We start from the raw sequence: 17,941 nt of genomic DNA, 5'->3' as shown, positions 1-17,941 counted from the left end.
AGTCTCAGCGATCGGACACAACCACAGTAATGTGGCTGGTGCGCTTCAGGATGCGATCTGCACGACCTTTAGCACGCGGCATAATGCGCTTCATGCTAGGGCCTTCATCTACGAAAATTTTCGCAACTTTCAGATCGTCGATATCAGCGCCATCGTTGTGTTCGGCGTTAGCAATGGCAGATTCCAGGACTTTCTTAACCAGTACAGCCGCTTTCTTGTTGGTGTAAGTCAGAATATCCAGAGCCTGCGACACTTTCTTACCGCGAATCAGGTCAGCAACAAGGCGAACCTTCTGAGCAGAAGAACGAGCATGGCGATGTTGAGCAATAGTTTCCATCTCTTCCTCCTACTTATTTCTTCTTGGCTTTCTTATCAGCAGCGTGGCCGCGATAAGTACGTGTCGGTGCAAATTCACCCAGCTTGTGGCCGACCATTTCGTCGGAAACAAAGACAGGAACGTGCTGACGACCATTATGGACAGCGATGGTCAAACCGATCATGTTAGGGAAGATCGTTGAACGACGGGACCAAGTGCGCAGGGGCTTCTTGTCACCGCTTTCCACCGCTTTCTCTACCTTCTTCAGCAAGTGCAGGTCAATAAAAGGACCTTTCTTGAGAGAACGTGGCATGGCTTATCCTCTAAAATTATTTGCTACGGCGACGTACGATAAATTTATCAGTACGCTTGTTGCTACGGGTCTTCTTACCTTTGGTCTGAACGCCCCACGGAGTAACCGGGTGCTTACCAAAGTTACGACCTTCACCACCACCGTGCGGGTGATCGACTGGGTTCATCGCAGTACCGCGAACGGTAGGACGAACACCACGCCAACGGGTTGCACCGGCTTTACCCAGAACGCGCAGCATGTGCTCAGCGTTACCGACTTCGCCCAGGGTTGCGCGGCAGTCAGCTTCGACTTTACGCATTTCGCCTGAACGCAGACGCAGGGTAACGTAGGAACCTTCACGCGCAACAATCTGCACGTAAGCACCAGCAGAACGGGCAATCTGACCGCCTTTACCTGGTTTCATTTCTACGTTATGCACGGTTGAACCAACCGGGATGTTACGCATCGGCAGGGTGTTACCTGCTTTGATCGCAGCATCAACGCCAGACTGAATCTGGTCGCCAGCTTTCAGGCCTTTAGGGGCCAGGATGTAACGGCGCTCGCCATCTTTGTACAGAACCAGTGCGATGTTCGCAGAACGGTTCGGATCGTACTCAAGACGCTCAACAACTGCCGGGATACCATCTTTGTTGCGTTTGAAGTCAACAATACGGTAAGCCTGCTTGTGACCACCACCGATATGACGGGTAGTGATACGACCATTGTTGTTACGACCACCGGATTTGCTGTTTTTTTCAACCAGCGCGGCAAAAGGCTTGCCTTTGTGCAGCTCAGGGTTCACCACTTTAACTACGTGACGACGACCCGGAGATGTCGGTTTACATTTAACAACTGCCATTGTCTTTCTCCTCCGACTTACTCAGCGCCGCCGACGAAGTCCAGGTTCTGGCCTTCTTTCAGGGTGACGTAAGCTTTTTTCCAGTCGCTACGACGACCGATACGCTGTCCGTGACGCTTAACTTTACCCTTAACAACCAGGGTGTTTACGTCTTTCACTTCTACTTCGAACAGTTTCTCAACAGCAGCAACGATCTCTGCTTTGGTCGCGTCTTTGGCAACTTTGAGAACGATGGTATTGGTTTTTTCCATCGCGGTTGATGCTTTTTCAGATACGTGCGGCGCGCGCAGTACTTTCAGCAGACGTTCTTCACGGATCATGCCAGCATCTCCTCAACTTGCTTAACTGCTTCTGCAGTCATAACGACTTTGTCGAAGGCGATCAGGCTAACTGGGTCGATACCCGCTGCATCACGCACGTCAACCTTGTACAGGTTACGCGCAGCCAGGAACAGATTCTCATCCAGTTCACCGGTGATGATCAGCACGTCTTCCAGCGCCATGTCTTTCAGTTTCTGTACCAGCAGCTTAGTTTTAGGCGCTTCGACAGAGAACGACTCGACAACGATCAGACGGTCCTGACGTACCAGCTCGGACAGGATGCTTTTCAGCGCGCCGCGGTACATCTTTTTGTTAACTTTTTGACTGTGGTCCTGTGGACGCGCAGCGAAGGTCACGCCACCTGAACGCCAGATCGGGCTCTTGATAGAACCTGAACGCGCACGGCCGGTGCCTTTCTGACGCCATGGCTTTTTGCCTGAACCAGTTACTTCAGCACGAGTTTTCTGCGCGCGAGTACCCTGACGAGCACCTGCAGCGTAAGCAACAACAACCTGGTGAACCAGCGCTTCGTTGAAATCACGACCGAAGGTAGTTTCGGAAACAGTCAGCGCGCTCTGCGCGTCTTTCAGTACTAATTCCATTGCTATCCCCTTACGCCTTCACAGCTGGTTTAACAATCAGGTCGCTGCCGGTTGCACCCGGGACAGCACCTTTGACCAGCAGCAGGTTGCGCTCAGCGTCAACACGTACTACTTCCAGGCTCTGAACGGTTACGCGCTCATTACCCAGCTGACCAGCCATTTTCTTGCCTTTGAACACTTTGCCCGGAGTCTGGTTCTGACCGATAGAACCCGGAACGCGGTGAGACAAGGAGTTACCGTGTGTAGCGTCCTGGGTACGGAAGTTCCAGCGCTTAACGGTACCTGCGAAACCTTTACCTTTAGAGGTACCGGTAACGTCTACTTTTTTAACGTCAGCGAAAATTTCAACACTGATGCTCTGGCCAACAGAGTATTCTTCACCTTCGGTGCGGAATTCCCACAGACCACGGCCAGCTTCAACGCCAGCTTTAGCAAAATGACCTGCTTCCGGCTTACCAACACGGTTTGCTTTTTTCGCACCGGTGGTAACCTGGATCGCCTGGTAACCATCGTTTTCCAGACCTTTGACCTGGGTAACGCGGTTTGCTTCAACTTCGATTACGGTTACTGGGATTGAAACGCCTTCTTCAGTGAAGATGCGCGTCATGCCCACTTTTTTACCGACTAAACCAATCATTGTATCAACCTCTCAATCGCTCGATGACCTGATTAACCCAGGCTGATCTGCACGTCAACACCGGCAGCCAGATCCAGACGCATCAGAGCATCAACGGTTTTTTCAGTTGGCTCAACGATGTCTACCAGACGCTTGTGAGTGCGGATTTCGTACTGATCACGCGCATCTTTGTTAACGTGCGGAGAGATCAGAACGGTGAAGCGCTCTTTGCGAGTCGGCAGCGGGATCGGACCACGTACCTGCGCACCAGTGCGCTTGGCAGTCTCGACGATTTCCGCGGTTGATTGATCGATCAGGCGATGATCAAACGCTTTAAGACGGATACGGATTCTTTGGTTCGACATGAGACCAAGGCTCCAAACATTTTATAAACGAAAAAAATTACTACCCGCACCCATTACGATTGATGGGGGAGTGTAATCGTTCAGCATATAACTCCCCAATCGGGAGTATTGTCAGGCGATACACTAATCGCTATCGCCTGCGATTCTGCTCGAATCGCGCCACACCAATATCGGCAGGCCCGCGCATTATACGCAAATCTGTTCAGGAAGCAACCCATGCTGCGTTTTTAACCGCAAAAGCGCGCGCCAGTAAAAAAGCCCGCACGGGGCGGGCTGCAATCAACAGGTGGAACGGCACGGCAAACGCTACTTATCGCCCTCTTCTTTCAGCTGGGCCTGCAGATAGTTTTGCAGACCCAATTTCTGAATCAGGTCGAGCTCGGTTTCCAGCCAGTCGATATGGTGCTCTTCATCCGCCAGAATCTCGATCATCATGTCGCGGCTGACGTAATCATGAACTTTATCGGCGTACGCAATCGCTTCGCGTAAGTCTTTCGCCCCTTCCAGTTCGAGCGTCAGGTCCGACTGCAGCATTTCCGGTACGTCTTCACCAATGCGCAGCCGGCCGAGATCCTGCAGATTAGGAATGCCTTCGAGAAACAAAATGCGTTCGATGTACTTGTCCGCATGTTTCATTTCATCAATGGATTCATGGTATTCAACATCGTTGAGGCGTATTAAGCCCCAGTTTTTGAACATGCGCGCATGTAGAAAGTACTGGTTGATTGCAACCAGTTCATTTCCCAGCAATTTATTGAGGTGAGTAATGATTTTGCCGTCGCCCTTCATTGTGCTTCCTCCGCTTGCAGATAAATAGAGCGTAGATGCGGATAAAAAGAAGTCAAAAAAACGCGACAGTTTTTGGGGTTATTCAGGCGAAGCGGATGCGTAGTTACGCTATCTCTTTGTAAAGAGGCACGTTTTGCATTTCATCATCCATAATCTCGCGCGCCACGCGAATACACTTGCCGCATTGCTTGCCGATAGGCACCAGCTGGCGCAGTTGCTGAATCGATTTGGGTTGATAACGGCGGACAACTTCACGCAGGGTTCGGTCGCTTACGGCATTACACAGACAGACGTACATTTACAGCCCACTCCAGTACAATTTCTGATCAAAGTGTAAATGAGAATGGTTTTTATTTCAACGTAGCTTTTGTGTGGGATTAGGCGTGCCGGTCAATGCAAAGCAAAAAAAAAGAGCACCGAAGTGCTCTTTTTCATGCTGCGGTGGCAACCGGAGTTACCACCGTTATTAACGCAATTAAGCGAGAACTTCAGCAACAACGCCCGCGCCAACGGTACGGCCGCCTTCGCGGATTGCGAAACGCAGACCCTGGTCCATCGCGATTGGGTGGATCAGCTCAACGGTCATTTTGATGTTGTCGCCTGGCATTACCATCTCAACGCCTTCTGGCAGTTCGATGTTGCCGGTCACATCAGTAGTACGGAAGTAGAACTGTGGACGGTAGCCTTTGAAGAACGGAGTATGACGGCCGCCTTCGTCTTTAGACAGTACGTACACTTCTGATACGAACTTGGTGTGTGGCTTGATGGTGCCTGGCTTAGCCAGAACCTGACCACGCTGGATCTCTTCACGCTTGATACCGCGCAGCAGAACACCACAGTTCTCGCCTGCCTGACCCTGGTCCAGCAGTTTGCGGAACATTTCAACACCGGTACAGGTAGACTTAGCAGTCGCTTTGATACCAACGATTTCTACTTCGTCGCCCACTTTCACGATGCCGCGCTCAACACGACCGGTAACAACGGTACCACGGCCAGAGATTGAGAATACGTCTTCGATTGGCAGCAGGAACGGCAGATCGATAGCACGTACTGGATCTGGAATGTAAGTATCCAGGTGACCAGCCAGCTCAACGACTTTCGCTTCCCACTCAGCGTCGCCTTCCAGCGCTTTCAGCGCAGAACCGCGTACGATTGGGGTATCGTCGCCAGGGAAGTCGTACTGAGACAGCAGGTCACGCACTTCCATCTCAACCAGTTCCAGCAGCTCTTCGTCATCAACCATGTCGCACTTGTTCAGGAACACGATGATGTAAGGAACGCCAACCTGACGACCCAGCAGGATGTGCTCACGGGTCTGTGGCATTGGGCCATCAGTCGCAGCAACAACCAGGATCGCGCCGTCCATCTGCGCAGCACCGGTGATCATGTTTTTCACATAGTCGGCGTGGCCTGGGCAGTCAACGTGTGCGTAGTGACGGGTCGGGGTTTCATATTCAACGTGAGAGGTGTTGATGGTGATACCACGAGCCTTCTCTTCTGGCGCGTTATCGATCTGATCGAATGCACGCGCCTGACCGCCGTAGGTTTTAGCCAGAACGGTGGTGATGGCTGCAGTCAGAGTGGTTTTACCGTGGTCAACGTGACCGATGGTGCCCACGTTTACGTGCAGTTTGTTACGTTGAAATTGCTCTTTCGCCATGGCGATAATCCTTACGTTATGCCTTCATCAGTGATGAAGGCATCAGTTCACAATTTTTAAACCGTAGCCTTATTTGCTACGAGCTTCAATAACGGCCTGAGCGACGTTGTTCGGCGCATCATCGTACTTCAGGAACTCCATGGAGTAAGAAGCACGGCCTTTAGTCAGAGAACGCAACTGAGTCGCGTATCCGAACATTTCAGACAGCGGAACTTCAGCGTGAATCTGAACGCCAGTTGCGTTAGATTCCTGACCTTTCAGCATACCACGACGGCGGCTCAGGTCACCGATAACGTCACCGGTGTTCTCTTCTGGGGTTTCTACTTCAACCTTCATGATTGGCTCAAGCAGAACCGGCTGTGCTTTCTTAAAGCCATCTTTGAAGGCGATAGAAGCGGCCAGTTTAAACGCCAGCTCAGAGGAGTCAACGTCATGGTAAGAACCGAAGTGCAGTCGCACGCCCAGGTCAACTACCGGGTAACCGGCCAGTGGACCAGACTTCAGCTGCTCCTGGATACCTTTATCAACCGCAGGGATGTATTCACCAGGAATCACACCACCTTTGATATCGTTGACAAATTCGTAGCCTTTCGGATTCGAACCCGGCTCCAGTGGGTACATGTCGATAACAACATGACCGTACTGACCACGACCACCAGACTGCTTGGCGTGTTTACCTTCGATATCGGTAACTTTAGAGCGAATCGCTTCGCGGTAAGCAACCTGAGGTTTACCGACGTTCGCTTCAACGTTGAATTCACGCTTCATGCGGTCAACGATGATGTCGAGGTGCAGCTCACCCATACCAGCGATGATGGTCTGGTTAGACTCTTCGTCAGTCCATACGCGGAATGACGGGTCTTCTTTCGCCAGACGACCCAGAGCCAGACCCATTTTTTCCTGGTCAGCTTTGGTTTTCGGCTCAACGGCGATAGAAATTACCGGCTCAGGGAATTCCATACGCTCCAGAATGATCGGGTTAGAGGGATCACACAGGGTATCACCGGTGATCACGTCTTTCAGACCGATTGCTGCAGCGATGTCGCCTGCGCGAACTTCGCTGATCTCTTCACGTTTGTTGGCGTGCATCTGAACGATACGACCGAAACGCTCACGTGCAGATTTCACGGAGTTCAGTACGGTATCGCCCGAGTTAACCACACCCGAGTAAACGCGGAAGAAGGTCAGGTTACCTACGAACGGGTCGTTGGCAATTTTGAACGCCAGCGCAGAGAACGGCTCGTCGTCAGTTGCGTGACGCTCAGCCGGGGTATCTTTACCGTCGTCCAGGATACCGTTGATCGCCGGAACGTCAGTTGGTGCTGGCAGATATTCAACGACTGCATCCAGCATCGCCTGAACACCTTTGTTCTTAAATGCAGAACCACAGGTCACGAGGATGATCTCGTTGTTCAGTACGCGCTTACGCAGAGCAGATTTGATCTCTTCTTCAGACAGTTCTTCACCGCTAAAGAATTTCTCCATCAGCTCTTCAGAAGCTTCAGCAGCTGCTTCAATCAGCTTGCCACGCCACTCTTCAGCCAGTTCCTGCAACTCAGCACGGATATCTTCGTAAACGAAGGTAGTACCCTGATCGGCGTCGTTCCAGTTGATCTCTTTCATCTTGATCAGGTCAACAACACCGGTGAAGTTCTCTTCTGCGCCGATAGCCAGCTGCAGTGGAACCGGAGTCGCGCCCAGACGTGATTCGATCTGACCAACAACTTTCAGGAAGTTCGCACCCATACGGTCCATTTTGTTAACGAACGCGATACGTGGAACTTTATATTTGTTTGCCTGACGCCATACGGTTTCAGACTGCGGCTGCACGCCACCTACTGCACAGTAAACCATTACTGCGCCGTCGAGCACACGCATAGAACGTTCTACTTCGATGGTGAAGTCAACGTGTCCCGGGGTGTCGATGATGTTGATGCGGTGCGGCTCAAACTGCTTCGCCATACCTGACCAGAACGCAGTGGTCGCTGCAGAGGTGATGGTAATACCACGCTCCTGCTCCTGCGCCATCCAGTCCATGGTTGCAGCGCCATCGTGCACTTCACCGATTTTGTGGTTAACACCGGTGTAGAACAGGATACGCTCGGTGGTAGTGGTTTTACCGGCGTCAATGTGTGCGCTGATACCGATGTTACGGTAGCGCGCAATGGGTGTTGTACGAGCCATTTGATTCCTCTGATTCTCGGACGTTCAATGTAAGTCGACCCCAGCGGGTTGGCTGAATGAGCGCCCGCTGGTTTAACAACAACTACGTGGCGATTACCAGCGGTAGTGTGCGAACGCCTTGTTGGCTTCAGCCATACGGTGAACGTCTTCACGTTTCTTCACTGCAGTACCTTTGTTTTCTGCAGCGTCAGAAAGTTCGTTCGCCAGGCGGAGAGCCATCGATTTATCACCGCGTTTACGAGCAGCTTCTACGATCCAACGCATTGCCAGGGCATTACGACGAACCGGACGGACTTCAACTGGAACCTGGTAGGTTGAACCACCAACGCGACGTGACTTAACTTCGACTGTCGGACGTACGTTTTCGAGTGCAACTTCGAAAGCTTCCAGACCATCTTTACCAGCACGTTGAGCCAGGGTATCAAGTGCGGTATAGACGATTGATTCAGCAGTAGATTTTTTACCATCTACCATCAGGATATTTACAAATTTAGCCAGCAGCTCTGATCCGAACTTAGGATCCGGCAGAATTTTACGCTGACCAATGACGCGACGACGTGGCATGGAAATACTCCGTTGTTAATTCAGGATTGTCCAAAACTCTACGAGTTTATTTTGACATTAAAGTTAAAACGTTTGGCCTTACTTAACGGAGAACCATTAAGCCTTTGGCTTCTTCACGCCGTACTTGGAGCGAGCCTGCTTACGGTCTTTAACACCTGAGCAGTCCAGCGCGCCACGAACGGTGTGGTAACGCACACCTGGCAGGTCTTTTACACGACCGCCACGGATCAGGATCACGGAGTGCTCCTGCAGGTTATGACCTTCACCGCCGATGTAGGAGGTGACTTCAAAACCGTTAGTCAAACGCACACGGCAGACTTTACGCAGTGCGGAGTTTGGTTTTTTCGGGGTAGTGGTGTAAACACGAGTACAAACACCACGTTTTTGCGGGCAAGCTTCCAGCGCCGGCACGTTGCTTTTAGCAACCTGACGAACGCGTGGTTTGCGAACCAGCTGGTTAACTGTTGCCATTAAATAGCTCCTGGATTTAGCTTTTGCTTCGTAAACACGTAATAAATCGCCTCGTATTACTACGAGGAGGCAGAATTTTAGGGCTGTGCCCATAGGGTGTCAAGAAATAACCAGGTTTTACCCTTCACCAGGCCACTTGTTGTGGGTGCTTCGTCGTCAGCGTAACGAAACCAGTATAGTTCAGACGCGACACATTGGTCGAAATTTGCGCAGTCAGCCCGCGCGCCATCACGTCTTCTTCTAATACCCACAGCGTGGCGGGCGACGCCAGCAGCTGCTGCAGCTTCTGACTGCCTGCCAGCGCGGCCGTCACACCATCCTGTAACAGCAGCACGTCATCGCCCTCCTGCAACAGCAGCAGCAGGCTATCGAAATCGCATTGCCAGGGAGAGTGCAGCAGGGTGTAGAGCATGGTCAGTTCTCAGAAACGGAGGATACGGTCATAAGTTGCCAGCGTCTGGCGCAGCGCGGCAGGTTCCAGCAGCTGCGCATCCAGCACGCGCGCTGCCGTGAGACTCTGGCCACGTGCCAGCAGAGACGCCTGACAGATATAGCAGCGATCGATGTCGTATAGCGCCAGCACGCCAAAGGTCGCAATATAGTCACGCGCCAGAATCTGCGCCGGCTGCTGATCGCGGTTGAGCTGCAGCACGCCGTCGCCAATAAAGAACAGGCCGATGTCCTCGCTCAGCGCGCCGGTCGCCAGCACGGCATCCAGCCCTTCCCGGCCAGCACTGCTGCCGTGCGGAGCCTGCGTAAACAGAAACGCCACGCGGTTCATCAGAACTGCACCAGGCGATCGCAGCTCAGCGCGGCTTCCGCCAGCGCGCCCAGGCCGCTAAGGGTAAATCCGGGCTGCAGATTGCTGCCCGCCAGCTGCAGGCGCGCCGCCTCCTGCGCATCGGTCACGCCGCGCCGTAACGCGGCTGCCACACAGATATTCAGCGCCGCGCCACTGTCGTCGCGCAGCTGCTGCCAGGCGCGCACCATGTCCACTTCATCGCTGGCCGGCGCGCTGAGCTGGTTAGCATTCAGCACGCCTTCGCGGTAAAAGAACACGCTTTCCAGCTGATGTCCCTGTGCCAGCAGCGCACGGGCAAACAGCAGCGCGCTACTGGCGTGCTGTGTGCCGTAAGCCGGTCCGGTCACCAGCAGCGTGTAGCGCATTAGCGATCCTGCCCCTGCAGATCGCCACTCTTAAACTGGCGGATATACAGATACACGGTGTGCTTAGAAATATTGAGGCGATCGGCCACCTGGTTAATGGCGTCCTTAATATCGAAAATGCCCTTCTCGTACAGATTGAGGACGATCTGGCGATTCTTGGCGTTATTCGACACGTTGCGGTCGGCGCTCACCTCTTCAATAGTGAACTCCAGCGTCTGGGTGACCAGATCCTCTACCGAGCTGGCAAAGTTGACGTTGGAATCCACCTGCTGCGTTTCCGGCGGCATGAAAGTCGACATAATCTGCGAAAACGGTACGTCCAGGTTCATATTGATGCACAGCAGGCCAATCACCCGCTGCTGCCGGTTACGAATCGCAATGGTTACCGACTTCATCAGTACACCACTTTTGGCCCGCGTGAAGTAGGCGCGCGACACATTGCTCTCCGCGCCGTGCATATCATGCAGCATGCGCAGCGCCAGATCGGTAATCGGGGAACCCACTTTGCGGCCGGTATGTTCGCCGTTGGCGATACGCACGGCGGAGCATTTAAGATCTTCCAGAGAGTGCAGCACGATTTCGCAGTGCGAGCCAATCAGCATCGCCAGACCGTCGACCACCGCTTCGTAGGATTTAAGAATATCGTAGTCTGCTTGTTCGAACGGACGCTGCTCCAGTAAATCGAAGTCAGTCAGTTCGCCGGGATTGAATGGATTAGACATCGAAGACATTACCCTAAATGGCTGGAGCCTGTCTCGACAGCATTGGGGCAGACTCATCTTATGATCATTGTGCAGGCGCTAGTCTGGCAAATGTCGCCGTTTTTAGCCAGAGCTTTACTCATCGCGCCGCAAATTCAGGATGAGCGAAAACAAAACCGCCGCCCGAAGGCGGCGGTGCAAGTCAGCTTACTGCGCTTTCTTGTCAGCAGCGGCCGGAGCCTGCGCTTTCTCATCGGCTTTCGGCGCCGGCTTGATGTCGAGCAGTTCAACATCGAACACCAGCGTTGAGTTGGCCGGAATACCCGGCACGCCGTTTTTGCCGTAAGCCAGGTTCGGTGGGATCACCAGCTTGATCTTACCGCCTTTCTTCACGTGCTTCAGACCTTCGGTCCAGCCCGGGATTACGCCGTCCAGACGGAACGACAGCGGCTCGCCGCGCGTGTAAGAGTTGTCGAACTCGGTGCCGTCAATCAGCGTACCTTTGTAGTTAACCACTACGGTATCGCTGTCTTTCGGGGTCTCACCGCTGCCCTCTTTCTCTACCTGATACAGCAGGCCAGATTCGGTTTTCTTCACGCCCTTCTCTTTGGCGAACTTGTCCGCGTAAGCGGTGCCTTTGTCGGCATTCTCTTTCGCGTCTTTTTCCATCTTCGCCTGAGCGGCCCCTTTCACGCGGCCTTCAAACGCCTGCAGCGTCTGCTCAATCTCTTCGTCAGACAGCTTGCTCTTGCCGCCAAACGCATCCTGAACACCGGCAATCAGCTGGTCTTTGTCCAGTTTGATACCCAGTTTCTCCTGCTCCTTCAGAGAGTTGTCCATGTAGCGACCCAGGGAAGCACCCAGCGCATAGGCTGACTGCTGGTCTTCGTTTTTGAAGGCAGCATTTTTCGGCGCCTGTGGCGCAGCCTGCGCTGCGTCAGCCGGTGCCGCAGTGGTTTCTGCTGCCATTGCCAGCGGTGCATTCAGCGCGACGGCCATGGTGGTAGCTAACAATGTGACTTTAAACAGTGATTTCATCCTTTCTCCAAAACCGAAGCTTCAAAACCTCGGGAATCATTGCGGACAGTGGCCCACACTATAACTTTACGTGGCAGTGGCGAACACTCCCACAGTGTAATTACCCGGTCAACCTCCGACCTTTTTTGCTTCAGGAAGTTTCATCAGAGATATAGGCGCAACGCGGGAATTCAATGCATACGCCAGACCGAAGGTGAAATATCAGGTGATTCTGACACGAAAGACCGTAGAATCACGCCCGACAAAATCAACGCGCAGCACCGTGACAGGAGGAGTGATGATGCAACAACCAGAATGGGATCAACGCCTTGAGGCGCTGGAGAGCAAGCTGGCTTTCCAGGAACATACCATTGAGCAGCTCAATCAGACGGTGGTTCAGCACGAGCTGGAAATGAGTAAACTGCGTGAGCAGGTGCGTCTGCTGGTGGATAAAGTGAAGGCCGCCGCCCCGTCCATGGTCGCTTCGCAAGCGGAAGAGACCCCGCCGCCGCACTATTAATATCGCGTGCTTTGCTGCCCAATAAAAAGGCCACCCGCAGGTGGCCTTTTTACGCTTAGTGGTTGCAGCCGCAACCACCGTGGCCGCCGCAGCCGCCGTGACCGTGCTCATGATCGTGACCATGGTCGTGGTCATGATCGTGATGATGGCCGTCAGCGCCATGAACGTGGCCGTGAGCGATCTCTTCTTCCGTGGCTTCACGGATAGCAACCACTTCCACATTGAAGTTCAGGTTCTGACCCGCCAGCATGTGGTTACCGTCAACCACCACGTGCTCATCTTCCACTTCGGTGATCTCGACCGGCACCGGGCCCTGGTCGGTTTCTGCCAGGAAGCGCATGCCAACCTGCAGCTCGTCAACGCCCATGAACACGTCTTTCGGTACACGCTGCACCAGGTTGTCATCGTACTGGCCGTACGCGTCGTTTGCCGGGATATGCACGTCAAACTTGTCGCCGACCGCGTGATTTTCCAGCGCTTTTTCCAGACCAGAAATCAGGGAACCATGACCGTGCAGATAATCCAACGGCGCACTCACCGGTGACTCGTCAACCAACACACCGTCTTCGGTACGAACCTGATACGCCAGGCTCACCACCAGGTCTTTTGCTACTTTCATGATATCTCCTAACCGTTGAGAACAAAGAATCCCGTCTCATTGGTCTATTCTCGCGTGCAATAACCAACCAGAAAGGTTCAGTACTGAGGATGCCAACAGTGCTGTTGGACCATACTGCTCAGCGTTAATGGCGCCGATTGTAGCGGAATTCAATACCGCTGTAAGGCTAAGCTTAAAAAAAGCTGCGCCATCGCGCTACTCCGGATGAAAAATGCCAATCACTTGCTCAGTGCTGCGAACCTGATCGCGCGCCTGCTTGTCCGCCTCACGCATCTGGTGGCCGCACTTCATGCACTCCACCACATCGACATTGTTTTCACGCCACATCGCCAGCGTGTCTTTCTCCTGACAGTGCGGACAGACCGCACCGGCAATAAAACGTTTACGCATAGTCTTTCCTGCCCGTTATCAGAACGGATACGTTAAGTGTAGCCTTACTCATCATCCCAGCCGTCAAACTGCCGTTTTTCATGCTGCATTTCACGCTGGAAAATGTCCTCCAGCTCGCGTCGCGCCTCACGCACGCGTGAAACCTGCACGCTGTCGTCGTGGCTCGGCACCAGTTCACGCAGCATGCGCATATCCAGCCGGCGGAAGTGCTGCTGCGCGCGCTGCGCCTGATGCGGATGCATGCCCAGCGATATCAGCGCTTTGCGGCCTAACTCCAGCGCACTGGAGAAGGTTTCACGCGAGAACAGCGTGACGCCCGCCTGCAGCAGCTCATGCGCCTCGACACGACCGCGCGCCCGCGCCAGGATCTCCAGTTGCGGGAAGTGCTGCTGGCACAAGTGCACGATGGTCATCGAATCTTCCGGATCGTTACAGGTGATGACGATCGACTGCGCATTCTCCGCCCCGGCGGCACGCAGCAGCTCGAGCTCAGTGGCATCGCCATAGTAAACCTTGTAGCCATATTTGCGCATCAGGCTGACCGCCGAGATATCGCGCTCCAGCACGGTGATGCGCTTGTTGTTGGCCATCAGCAAACGCCCGACCACCTGACCAAAACGGCCAAAGCCCACCACAATCACCTGTGGCTGATCGTCCTCGACAAACGGCTTTTCGCCGTCCTCTTCCGGTTCGTTGAAGCGGCGCGCCAGAATCTTATCCACGCCCTGCATCAGCAGCGGCGTGGTCATCATCGACAGCGTCACCGTGACCAGCAGCAGCGGCAGCTGATCGCCACTGAACAGTTTTGCCGACGACGCCGCCGAAAACAGCACGAAGGCGAATTCACCGCCCTGACTCAGCACGCCGGCAAACTGCAGACGCTCCGAACTGCGCAGACCATAAATGCGCGCCAGCACGTAGAGCACCAGCGTTTTCACCGCCACCAGCAGCACCACGCCGATCAGAATTTCGAGGATGTGGGTATAAAGCACGCCGAGGTTGAGCGCCATGCCCACCGAAATAAAGAACAGCCCGAGCAGCAGCCCTTTAAACGGTTCAATGGCGACTTCAAGTTCGTGGCGATACTCACTCTCTGCCAGCAGAATACCGGCGATAAACGTCCCCAGCGCCATCGACAGGCCCAGCGCATCCATAAACAGCGCGGAACCGAGCACCAGCAGCAGCGAGGCGGCGGTAAACACTTCCCGCACGCCGGACGCGGCAATGAAACGGAAAATCGGCCGCAGCAAATAGCGGCCGCCCACCAGCATACCGGCGAATGCCAGCACCTTCATGCCCACCTTGAGCCAGTCAACGTGGCCACTGTCGCTGCCAGCCAGCAGCGGCACCAGCGCCAGCGCCGGAATCACCGCCAGGTCCTGGAACAGCAGCACCGAGAAGCCCAGCTGGCCCGCTTCGCTGCGGTTCATGCCTTTGTCGCGCATCAGCTGCAGCGCCATGGCGGTCGAGGACATCGCCAGGCCAATACCGCCAATCACCGCGGCCTGCCAGCTGAAGTCGGTCAGCCACAGCAGCACGCCGAGGATCGCTGCCGAAACCAGCACCTGCGCGGCACCGACGCCAAAAATAGAGCGCCGCAGCGCCCACAGCTTGGCCGGGTTCAGCTCCAGTCCGATGATGAACATCAGGAACACCACGCCAAGCTCCGAGAAGTGCAGAATCTCGTCCACATCGCTGATGAAGCCCAGCCCCCACGGGCCGATGGCGATACCGGCCAGCAGATAGCCCAGCACCGCACCAATGCCGAGCCGGGCGGCAATCGGCACCACCAGCACCGCCGCCACCAGATAAATCACGCCGGCAGTGAGTAACGTTTCGCCTTGCATCACACTCCTCCGTTCGGCAGCGGTGACGCCAGCCAGTCGCCATAGGCGCGCGCAAAATTGCGCAGCACCTCGGGTGTCTGTCGACGCGCCCAGTAAATCACCATCGGCGTCAGCCAGTGCATGCGACACATCTGCGCCGTCAGCTCAAACGGTCGCATAATGTCGCTCATCGGGTAGCGATTGAGGCCGCTGTGGTGATACGCCGTCTCCGGCTCACCGGTGGTCACCACGCTGCGCCAGTATTTACCTTCCAGCGCATTACCGTCCTGGCCGCTGGCAAAGCCGCGCGACAGCACGCGATCCAGCCACTCTTTCAGCAGTGCCGGACAGCTATAGGTATAAAGTGGATGCTGAAACACCACGATTTGATGGTCGCGCAGCAGTTGCTGCTCGTAATGAATATCAATAAAGAAATCCGGATAGTGGGCGTATAAATCGTGCACCGTGACGTGGTCCAGTTCCATAGCCGACTGCAGCAAAACCCGATTAGCAATCGAATCCTGTGATTCCGGATGGGCGTAAAGCAGCAATATTTTGGGCGGCTGCGACATCGTTCCCCTCCAAAGCGTCGTCACCGCGGCGGAATTCCGCTACCATGCTCGACGCAACAAACATTATCGAATTATGTTGCCGATAAATTAACATATTCTGACGATACGGCGCTTATGATTGTCTTTTCCGCATTACAAATCCGTCGCGGCACTAATGTGCTGCTGGATAACGCAACGGCCACCATTAACCCGGGGCAAAAAGTCGGCCTGGTGGGTAAAAACGGCTGCGGTAAATCCACGCTGCTGTCACTGCTGAAGGGTGAAATCAGCAGCGATGCCGGCAACGTCACCTTTCCCGGCAACTGGGCGCTGGCGTGGGTGAATCAGGAAACCCCGGCGCTGAGTAAAGCCGCGCTGGAATATGTTATCGACGGCGACCGCGAATATCGTCAGCTCGAATCCGAATTAGCGGCAGCCAATGCGCGCGACGATGGCAACGCCATTGCGCTGCTGCACGGCAAGCTGGATGCTATTCAGGCGTGGAGCATACACGCACGCGCCGCCAGTCTGCTGCACGGATTGGGCTTCAGCCAGGAACAATTAATGCGGCCGGTGAGCGATTTCTCCGGCGGCTGGCGTATGCGTCTCAACCTTGCTCAGGCGCTGGTATGCCGTTCCGACCTGCTGCTGCTCGATGAACCGACCAACCACCTCGATCTCGACGCGGTGATCTGGCTGGAGCGCTGGCTGAAGAGCTATACCGGCACGCTGATCCTGATCTCGCACGACCGCGACTTCCTCGACCCGGTGGTGGACAAAATCATCCATATCGAACAGCAGACGATGTTCGAATACACCGGCAACTACAGCTCGTTCGAGCGTCAGCGCGTAGCCAAACTGGCGCAGCAGCAGGCGCTGTACCAGAGCCAGCAGGAAAAAGTAACGCACCTGCAAAAGTACATCGATCGCTTCCGCGCGCAGGCCACTAAAGCCAAACAGGCGCAGAGCCGCATCAAGATGCTGGAGCGCATGGAGCTGATTGCCCCGGCGCACGTCGATAACCCGTTCAGCTTCAGCTTCCGCGCGCCAGAGAGTCTGCCTAACCCAATCCTGAAAATGGAGCAGGTTTCGGCGGGGTACGGTGAGCGGGTGATTCTGGATGCCATCAAACTCAACCTGGTGCCGGGTTCGCGCATCGGCCTGCTGGGGCGTAACGGCGCCGGTAAATCCACGCTGATCAAACTGCTGGCGGGCGAGCTGGAGCCGCTGGCGGGCAAGGTGGGTCTGGCGAAAGGGATCAAGCTGGGTTACTTCGCGCAGCATCAGCTCGAGTATCTGCGCGCCGATGAGTCGCCGCTGCAGCATCTGGCGCGCATCGCCCCGAAAACGCTGGAGCAGCAGCTGCGTGACTACCTGGGCGGCTTTGGTTTTCAGGGCGATAAAGTCAGCGAAGCCACCGAGCGTTTCTCCGGCGGCGAGAAAGCGCGGCTGGTGCTGGCGCTGATCGTCTGGCAGCGGCCGAATCTGCTGCTGCTCGACGAACCGACCAACCACCTCGATTTGGATATGCGCCAGGCGCTGACCGAAGCGCTGATCGACTTTGAAGGCGCACTGGTGGTGGTGTCGCACGATCGTCATCTTCTGCGTTCAACCACCGACGATCTTTACCTGGTGCACGACCGCAAAGTGGATGTATTCGAGGGCGATCTGGATGATTATCAGCAGTGGCTTAGCGACCTGCAGAAGCAGGAAACGCAGCAGGATGCCGCGCCAAAGCAGGACAACGCCAACAGCGCGCAGTCCCGCAAAGATCAGAAGCGCCGCGACGCCGAGCTGCGCGCGCAGACGCAGCCGCTGCGCAAAGAGATCGAAAAGCTGGAGAAGCAGATGGCCAAATGGCAGACGCAGCTCAGCGAAGCCGAAGCACAGCTGGCCGACAGCGCCATTTACGAGCAAAACCGTAAGGCCGATTTAACCGCCGCCCTGCAGCGCCAGGCGGAGAGCAAATCGGCGCTGGAAGAGGTCGAAATGGCGTGGCTGGAGGCGCAGGAGCAGCTGGAGCAGATGCTCGCGGGGTAAAGGTGCGCGATGAGGTCATAGAGGGTGCGCGATGATGCCCTCACTCTGACCCTCTCCCATAGGGAGAGGGAA

Annotated in this window: 24 protein-coding genes; 2 read left to right on the top strand and 22 right to left on the bottom strand. The window is 54.9% G+C overall.

Going from position 1 to position 17,941, the window contains the following annotated elements:
• Positions 1 to 4: 4 nt before the first annotated feature.
• The 18 genes from rplV to fkpA all read right to left on the bottom strand — a co-directional run bounded on the left by rplV (position 5) and on the right by fkpA (position 11,944).
• Entirely contained in the window at positions 5 to 337 is a 333-nt protein-coding gene (rplV, locus tag AC6I8F_RS01670) for a 50S ribosomal protein L22 (protein ID WP_007891659.1), read from the bottom strand.
• Positions 338 to 350: 13 nt separating this feature from the next.
• On the bottom strand, positions 351 to 629 hold the full coding sequence (rpsS, locus tag AC6I8F_RS01665; RefSeq protein WP_001138115.1) for a 30S ribosomal protein S19: 279 nt from the start codon (positions 627 to 629) through the stop codon (positions 351 to 353).
• A gap of 16 nt (positions 630 to 645) precedes the next feature.
• A complete protein-coding gene (gene rplB / locus AC6I8F_RS01660) occupies positions 646 to 1,467 on the bottom strand; it encodes a 50S ribosomal protein L2 (protein ID WP_010618573.1) in 822 nt (273 codons plus the stop codon).
• Between the two features lie 17 nt (positions 1,468 to 1,484).
• Positions 1,485 to 1,787, bottom strand: coding sequence for a 50S ribosomal protein L23 (gene rplW, locus AC6I8F_RS01655; protein ID WP_010618574.1), 303 nt, complete (start codon positions 1,785 to 1,787; stop codon positions 1,485 to 1,487).
• Positions 1,784 to 2,389 (bottom strand): 50S ribosomal protein L4, encoded by a 606-nt coding sequence (rplD, locus tag AC6I8F_RS01650; RefSeq protein WP_021508215.1) that lies wholly within the window; start codon positions 2,387 to 2,389, stop codon positions 1,784 to 1,786. The genes rplW and rplD overlap by 4 nt, the downstream gene beginning before the upstream one ends.
• Before the next feature lie 10 nt (positions 2,390 to 2,399).
• On the bottom strand, positions 2,400 to 3,026 hold the full coding sequence (gene rplC, locus AC6I8F_RS01645; protein WP_021508214.1) for a 50S ribosomal protein L3: 627 nt from the start codon (positions 3,024 to 3,026) through the stop codon (positions 2,400 to 2,402).
• 32 nt (positions 3,027 to 3,058) lie between these two features.
• On the bottom strand, positions 3,059 to 3,370 hold the full coding sequence (gene rpsJ / locus AC6I8F_RS01640) for a 30S ribosomal protein S10 (protein WP_006120582.1): 312 nt from the start codon (positions 3,368 to 3,370) through the stop codon (positions 3,059 to 3,061).
• Between the two features lie 306 nt (positions 3,371 to 3,676).
• Positions 3,677 to 4,159 (bottom strand): bacterioferritin, encoded by a 483-nt coding sequence (gene bfr / locus AC6I8F_RS01635; protein ID WP_021508213.1) that lies wholly within the window; start codon positions 4,157 to 4,159, stop codon positions 3,677 to 3,679.
• A 103-nt stretch (positions 4,160 to 4,262) separates the two neighbouring features.
• Positions 4,263 to 4,457 (bottom strand): bacterioferritin-associated ferredoxin, encoded by a 195-nt coding sequence (gene bfd / locus AC6I8F_RS01630; RefSeq protein ID WP_021508212.1) that lies wholly within the window; start codon positions 4,455 to 4,457, stop codon positions 4,263 to 4,265.
• Positions 4,458 to 4,634: 177 nt separating this feature from the next.
• A complete protein-coding gene (gene tuf, locus AC6I8F_RS01625; RefSeq protein WP_058770981.1) occupies positions 4,635 to 5,819 on the bottom strand; it encodes an elongation factor Tu in 1,185 nt (394 codons plus the stop codon).
• Positions 5,820 to 5,888: 69 nt separating this feature from the next.
• Positions 5,889 to 8,003 carry an elongation factor G gene (gene fusA / locus AC6I8F_RS01620; protein WP_021507461.1) on the bottom strand — a complete coding sequence of 705 codons (2,115 nt, stop codon included), beginning with the start codon at positions 8,001 to 8,003 and terminating at the stop codon, positions 5,889 to 5,891.
• 93 nt (positions 8,004 to 8,096) lie between these two features.
• Entirely contained in the window at positions 8,097 to 8,567 is a 471-nt protein-coding gene (gene rpsG / locus AC6I8F_RS01615) for a 30S ribosomal protein S7 (protein ID WP_007886246.1), read from the bottom strand.
• Positions 8,568 to 8,663: 96 nt separating this feature from the next.
• On the bottom strand, positions 8,664 to 9,038 hold the full coding sequence (rpsL, locus tag AC6I8F_RS01610) for a 30S ribosomal protein S12 (RefSeq protein WP_010616440.1): 375 nt from the start codon (positions 9,036 to 9,038) through the stop codon (positions 8,664 to 8,666).
• A 124-nt stretch (positions 9,039 to 9,162) separates the two neighbouring features.
• A complete protein-coding gene (gene tusB, locus AC6I8F_RS01605; protein WP_021507460.1) occupies positions 9,163 to 9,450 on the bottom strand; it encodes a sulfurtransferase complex subunit TusB in 288 nt (95 codons plus the stop codon).
• Positions 9,451 to 9,459: 9 nt separating this feature from the next.
• Positions 9,460 to 9,819 (bottom strand): sulfurtransferase complex subunit TusC, encoded by a 360-nt coding sequence (gene tusC / locus AC6I8F_RS01600; protein ID WP_021507459.1) that lies wholly within the window; start codon positions 9,817 to 9,819, stop codon positions 9,460 to 9,462.
• Positions 9,819 to 10,205, bottom strand: a complete 387-nt coding sequence (tusD, locus tag AC6I8F_RS01595; RefSeq protein WP_021507458.1) for a sulfurtransferase complex subunit TusD — start codon at positions 10,203 to 10,205, stop codon at positions 9,819 to 9,821. Before tusD ends, tusC begins: the two co-directional genes overlap by 1 nt.
• Positions 10,205 to 10,927 carry a helix-turn-helix transcriptional regulator gene (locus tag AC6I8F_RS01590; protein ID WP_021507457.1) on the bottom strand — a complete coding sequence of 241 codons (723 nt, stop codon included), beginning with the start codon at positions 10,925 to 10,927 and terminating at the stop codon, positions 10,205 to 10,207. Before AC6I8F_RS01590 ends, tusD begins: the two co-directional genes overlap by 1 nt.
• Before the next feature lie 186 nt (positions 10,928 to 11,113).
• On the bottom strand, positions 11,114 to 11,944 hold the full coding sequence (gene fkpA, locus AC6I8F_RS01585; protein WP_021507456.1) for an FKBP-type peptidyl-prolyl cis-trans isomerase: 831 nt from the start codon (positions 11,942 to 11,944) through the stop codon (positions 11,114 to 11,116).
• A gap of 280 nt (positions 11,945 to 12,224) precedes the next feature.
• On the opposite strand from fkpA, the gene AC6I8F_RS01580 reads away from it, so the two are divergent.
• Positions 12,225 to 12,443: a SlyX family protein gene (locus tag AC6I8F_RS01580; RefSeq protein WP_010616434.1), complete on the top strand. Its 219-nt coding sequence runs from the start codon at positions 12,225 to 12,227 to the stop codon at positions 12,441 to 12,443.
• 55 nt (positions 12,444 to 12,498) lie between these two features.
• Here the strand turns inward: AC6I8F_RS01580 and slyD are convergent, their stop codons facing one another.
• The 4 genes from slyD to kefG form a co-directional block, all read right to left on the bottom strand.
• On the bottom strand, positions 12,499 to 13,062 hold the full coding sequence (slyD, locus tag AC6I8F_RS01575; protein ID WP_021507454.1) for a peptidylprolyl isomerase: 564 nt from the start codon (positions 13,060 to 13,062) through the stop codon (positions 12,499 to 12,501).
• Between the two features lie 195 nt (positions 13,063 to 13,257).
• Positions 13,258 to 13,452 (bottom strand): YheV family putative zinc ribbon protein, encoded by a 195-nt coding sequence (locus AC6I8F_RS01570; RefSeq protein ID WP_498028422.1) that lies wholly within the window; start codon positions 13,450 to 13,452, stop codon positions 13,258 to 13,260.
• Positions 13,453 to 13,496: 44 nt separating this feature from the next.
• The gene (gene kefB, locus AC6I8F_RS01565; protein WP_021507452.1) at positions 13,497 to 15,299 is read right to left on the bottom strand and encodes a glutathione-regulated potassium-efflux system protein KefB; all 1,803 of its coding nucleotides are present in this window, start codon (positions 15,297 to 15,299) and stop codon (positions 13,497 to 13,499) included.
• Positions 15,299 to 15,850, bottom strand: coding sequence for a glutathione-regulated potassium-efflux system ancillary protein KefG (kefG, locus tag AC6I8F_RS01560; RefSeq protein WP_021507451.1), 552 nt, complete (start codon positions 15,848 to 15,850; stop codon positions 15,299 to 15,301). Before kefG ends, kefB begins: the two co-directional genes overlap by 1 nt.
• A 114-nt stretch (positions 15,851 to 15,964) precedes the next feature.
• Here kefG and AC6I8F_RS01555 point away from each other — a divergent pair, with 114 nt between their 5' ends.
• Positions 15,965 to 17,869, top strand: coding sequence for an ABC transporter ATP-binding protein (locus tag AC6I8F_RS01555; RefSeq protein ID WP_021507450.1), 1,905 nt, complete (start codon positions 15,965 to 15,967; stop codon positions 17,867 to 17,869).
• The last annotated feature ends 72 nt before the right edge of the window (positions 17,870 to 17,941 follow it).

The sequence above is a fragment of the gamma proteobacterium symbiont of Axiagastus rosmarus genome (assembly GCF_059730925.1).
This window is presented reverse-complemented; position numbering and strand designations above follow the sequence as displayed.

What these genes read in the sequence shown, in the direction of transcription:
- bfr (WP_021508213.1), bottom strand. Translation starts at nt 4,159, where the DNA reads ATGAAGGGCGACGGCAAAATCATTACTCACCTCAATAAATTGCTGGGA.
- tuf (WP_058770981.1), bottom strand. Translation starts at nt 5,819, where the DNA reads ATGGCGAAAGAGCAATTTCAACGTAACAAACTGCACGTAAACGTGGGC.
- AC6I8F_RS01570 (WP_498028422.1), bottom strand. Translation starts at nt 13,452, where the DNA reads ATGCGTAAACGTTTTATTGCCGGTGCGGTCTGTCCGCACTGTCAGGAG.
- slyD (WP_021507454.1), bottom strand. Translation starts at nt 13,062, where the DNA reads ATGAAAGTAGCAAAAGACCTGGTGGTGAGCCTGGCGTATCAGGTTCGT.
- rplC (WP_021508214.1), bottom strand. Translation starts at nt 3,026, where the DNA reads ATGATTGGTTTAGTCGGTAAAAAAGTGGGCATGACGCGCATCTTCACT.
- kefB (WP_021507452.1), bottom strand. Translation starts at nt 15,299, where the DNA reads ATGCAAGGCGAAACGTTACTCACTGCCGGCGTGATTTATCTGGTGGCG.
- rplB (WP_010618573.1), bottom strand. Translation starts at nt 1,467, where the DNA reads ATGGCAGTTGTTAAATGTAAACCGACATCTCCGGGTCGTCGTCACGTA.
- rplW (WP_010618574.1), bottom strand. Translation starts at nt 1,787, where the DNA reads ATGATCCGTGAAGAACGTCTGCTGAAAGTACTGCGCGCGCCGCACGTA.
- rpsS (WP_001138115.1), bottom strand. Translation starts at nt 629, where the DNA reads ATGCCACGTTCTCTCAAGAAAGGTCCTTTTATTGACCTGCACTTGCTG.
- tusB (WP_021507460.1), bottom strand. Translation starts at nt 9,450, where the DNA reads ATGCTCTACACCCTGCTGCACTCTCCCTGGCAATGCGATTTCGATAGC.
- AC6I8F_RS01580 (WP_010616434.1), top strand. Translation starts at nt 12,225, where the DNA reads ATGCAACAACCAGAATGGGATCAACGCCTTGAGGCGCTGGAGAGCAAG.
- AC6I8F_RS01590 (WP_021507457.1), bottom strand. Translation starts at nt 10,927, where the DNA reads ATGTCTAATCCATTCAATCCCGGCGAACTGACTGACTTCGATTTACTG.
- rpsG (WP_007886246.1), bottom strand. Translation starts at nt 8,567, where the DNA reads ATGCCACGTCGTCGCGTCATTGGTCAGCGTAAAATTCTGCCGGATCCT.
- tusC (WP_021507459.1), bottom strand. Translation starts at nt 9,819, where the DNA reads ATGAACCGCGTGGCGTTTCTGTTTACGCAGGCTCCGCACGGCAGCAGT.
- rpsL (WP_010616440.1), bottom strand. Translation starts at nt 9,038, where the DNA reads ATGGCAACAGTTAACCAGCTGGTTCGCAAACCACGCGTTCGTCAGGTT.
- tusD (WP_021507458.1), bottom strand. Translation starts at nt 10,205, where the DNA reads ATGCGCTACACGCTGCTGGTGACCGGACCGGCTTACGGCACACAGCAC.
- fkpA (WP_021507456.1), bottom strand. Translation starts at nt 11,944, where the DNA reads ATGAAATCACTGTTTAAAGTCACATTGTTAGCTACCACCATGGCCGTC.
- rpsJ (WP_006120582.1), bottom strand. Translation starts at nt 3,370, where the DNA reads ATGTCGAACCAAAGAATCCGTATCCGTCTTAAAGCGTTTGATCATCGC.
- kefG (WP_021507451.1), bottom strand. Translation starts at nt 15,850, where the DNA reads ATGTCGCAGCCGCCCAAAATATTGCTGCTTTACGCCCATCCGGAATCA.
- AC6I8F_RS01555 (WP_021507450.1), top strand. Translation starts at nt 15,965, where the DNA reads ATGATTGTCTTTTCCGCATTACAAATCCGTCGCGGCACTAATGTGCTG.
- rplV (WP_007891659.1), bottom strand. Translation starts at nt 337, where the DNA reads ATGGAAACTATTGCTCAACATCGCCATGCTCGTTCTTCTGCTCAGAAG.
- bfd (WP_021508212.1), bottom strand. Translation starts at nt 4,457, where the DNA reads ATGTACGTCTGTCTGTGTAATGCCGTAAGCGACCGAACCCTGCGTGAA.
- rplD (WP_021508215.1), bottom strand. Translation starts at nt 2,389, where the DNA reads ATGGAATTAGTACTGAAAGACGCGCAGAGCGCGCTGACTGTTTCCGAA.
- fusA (WP_021507461.1), bottom strand. Translation starts at nt 8,003, where the DNA reads ATGGCTCGTACAACACCCATTGCGCGCTACCGTAACATCGGTATCAGC.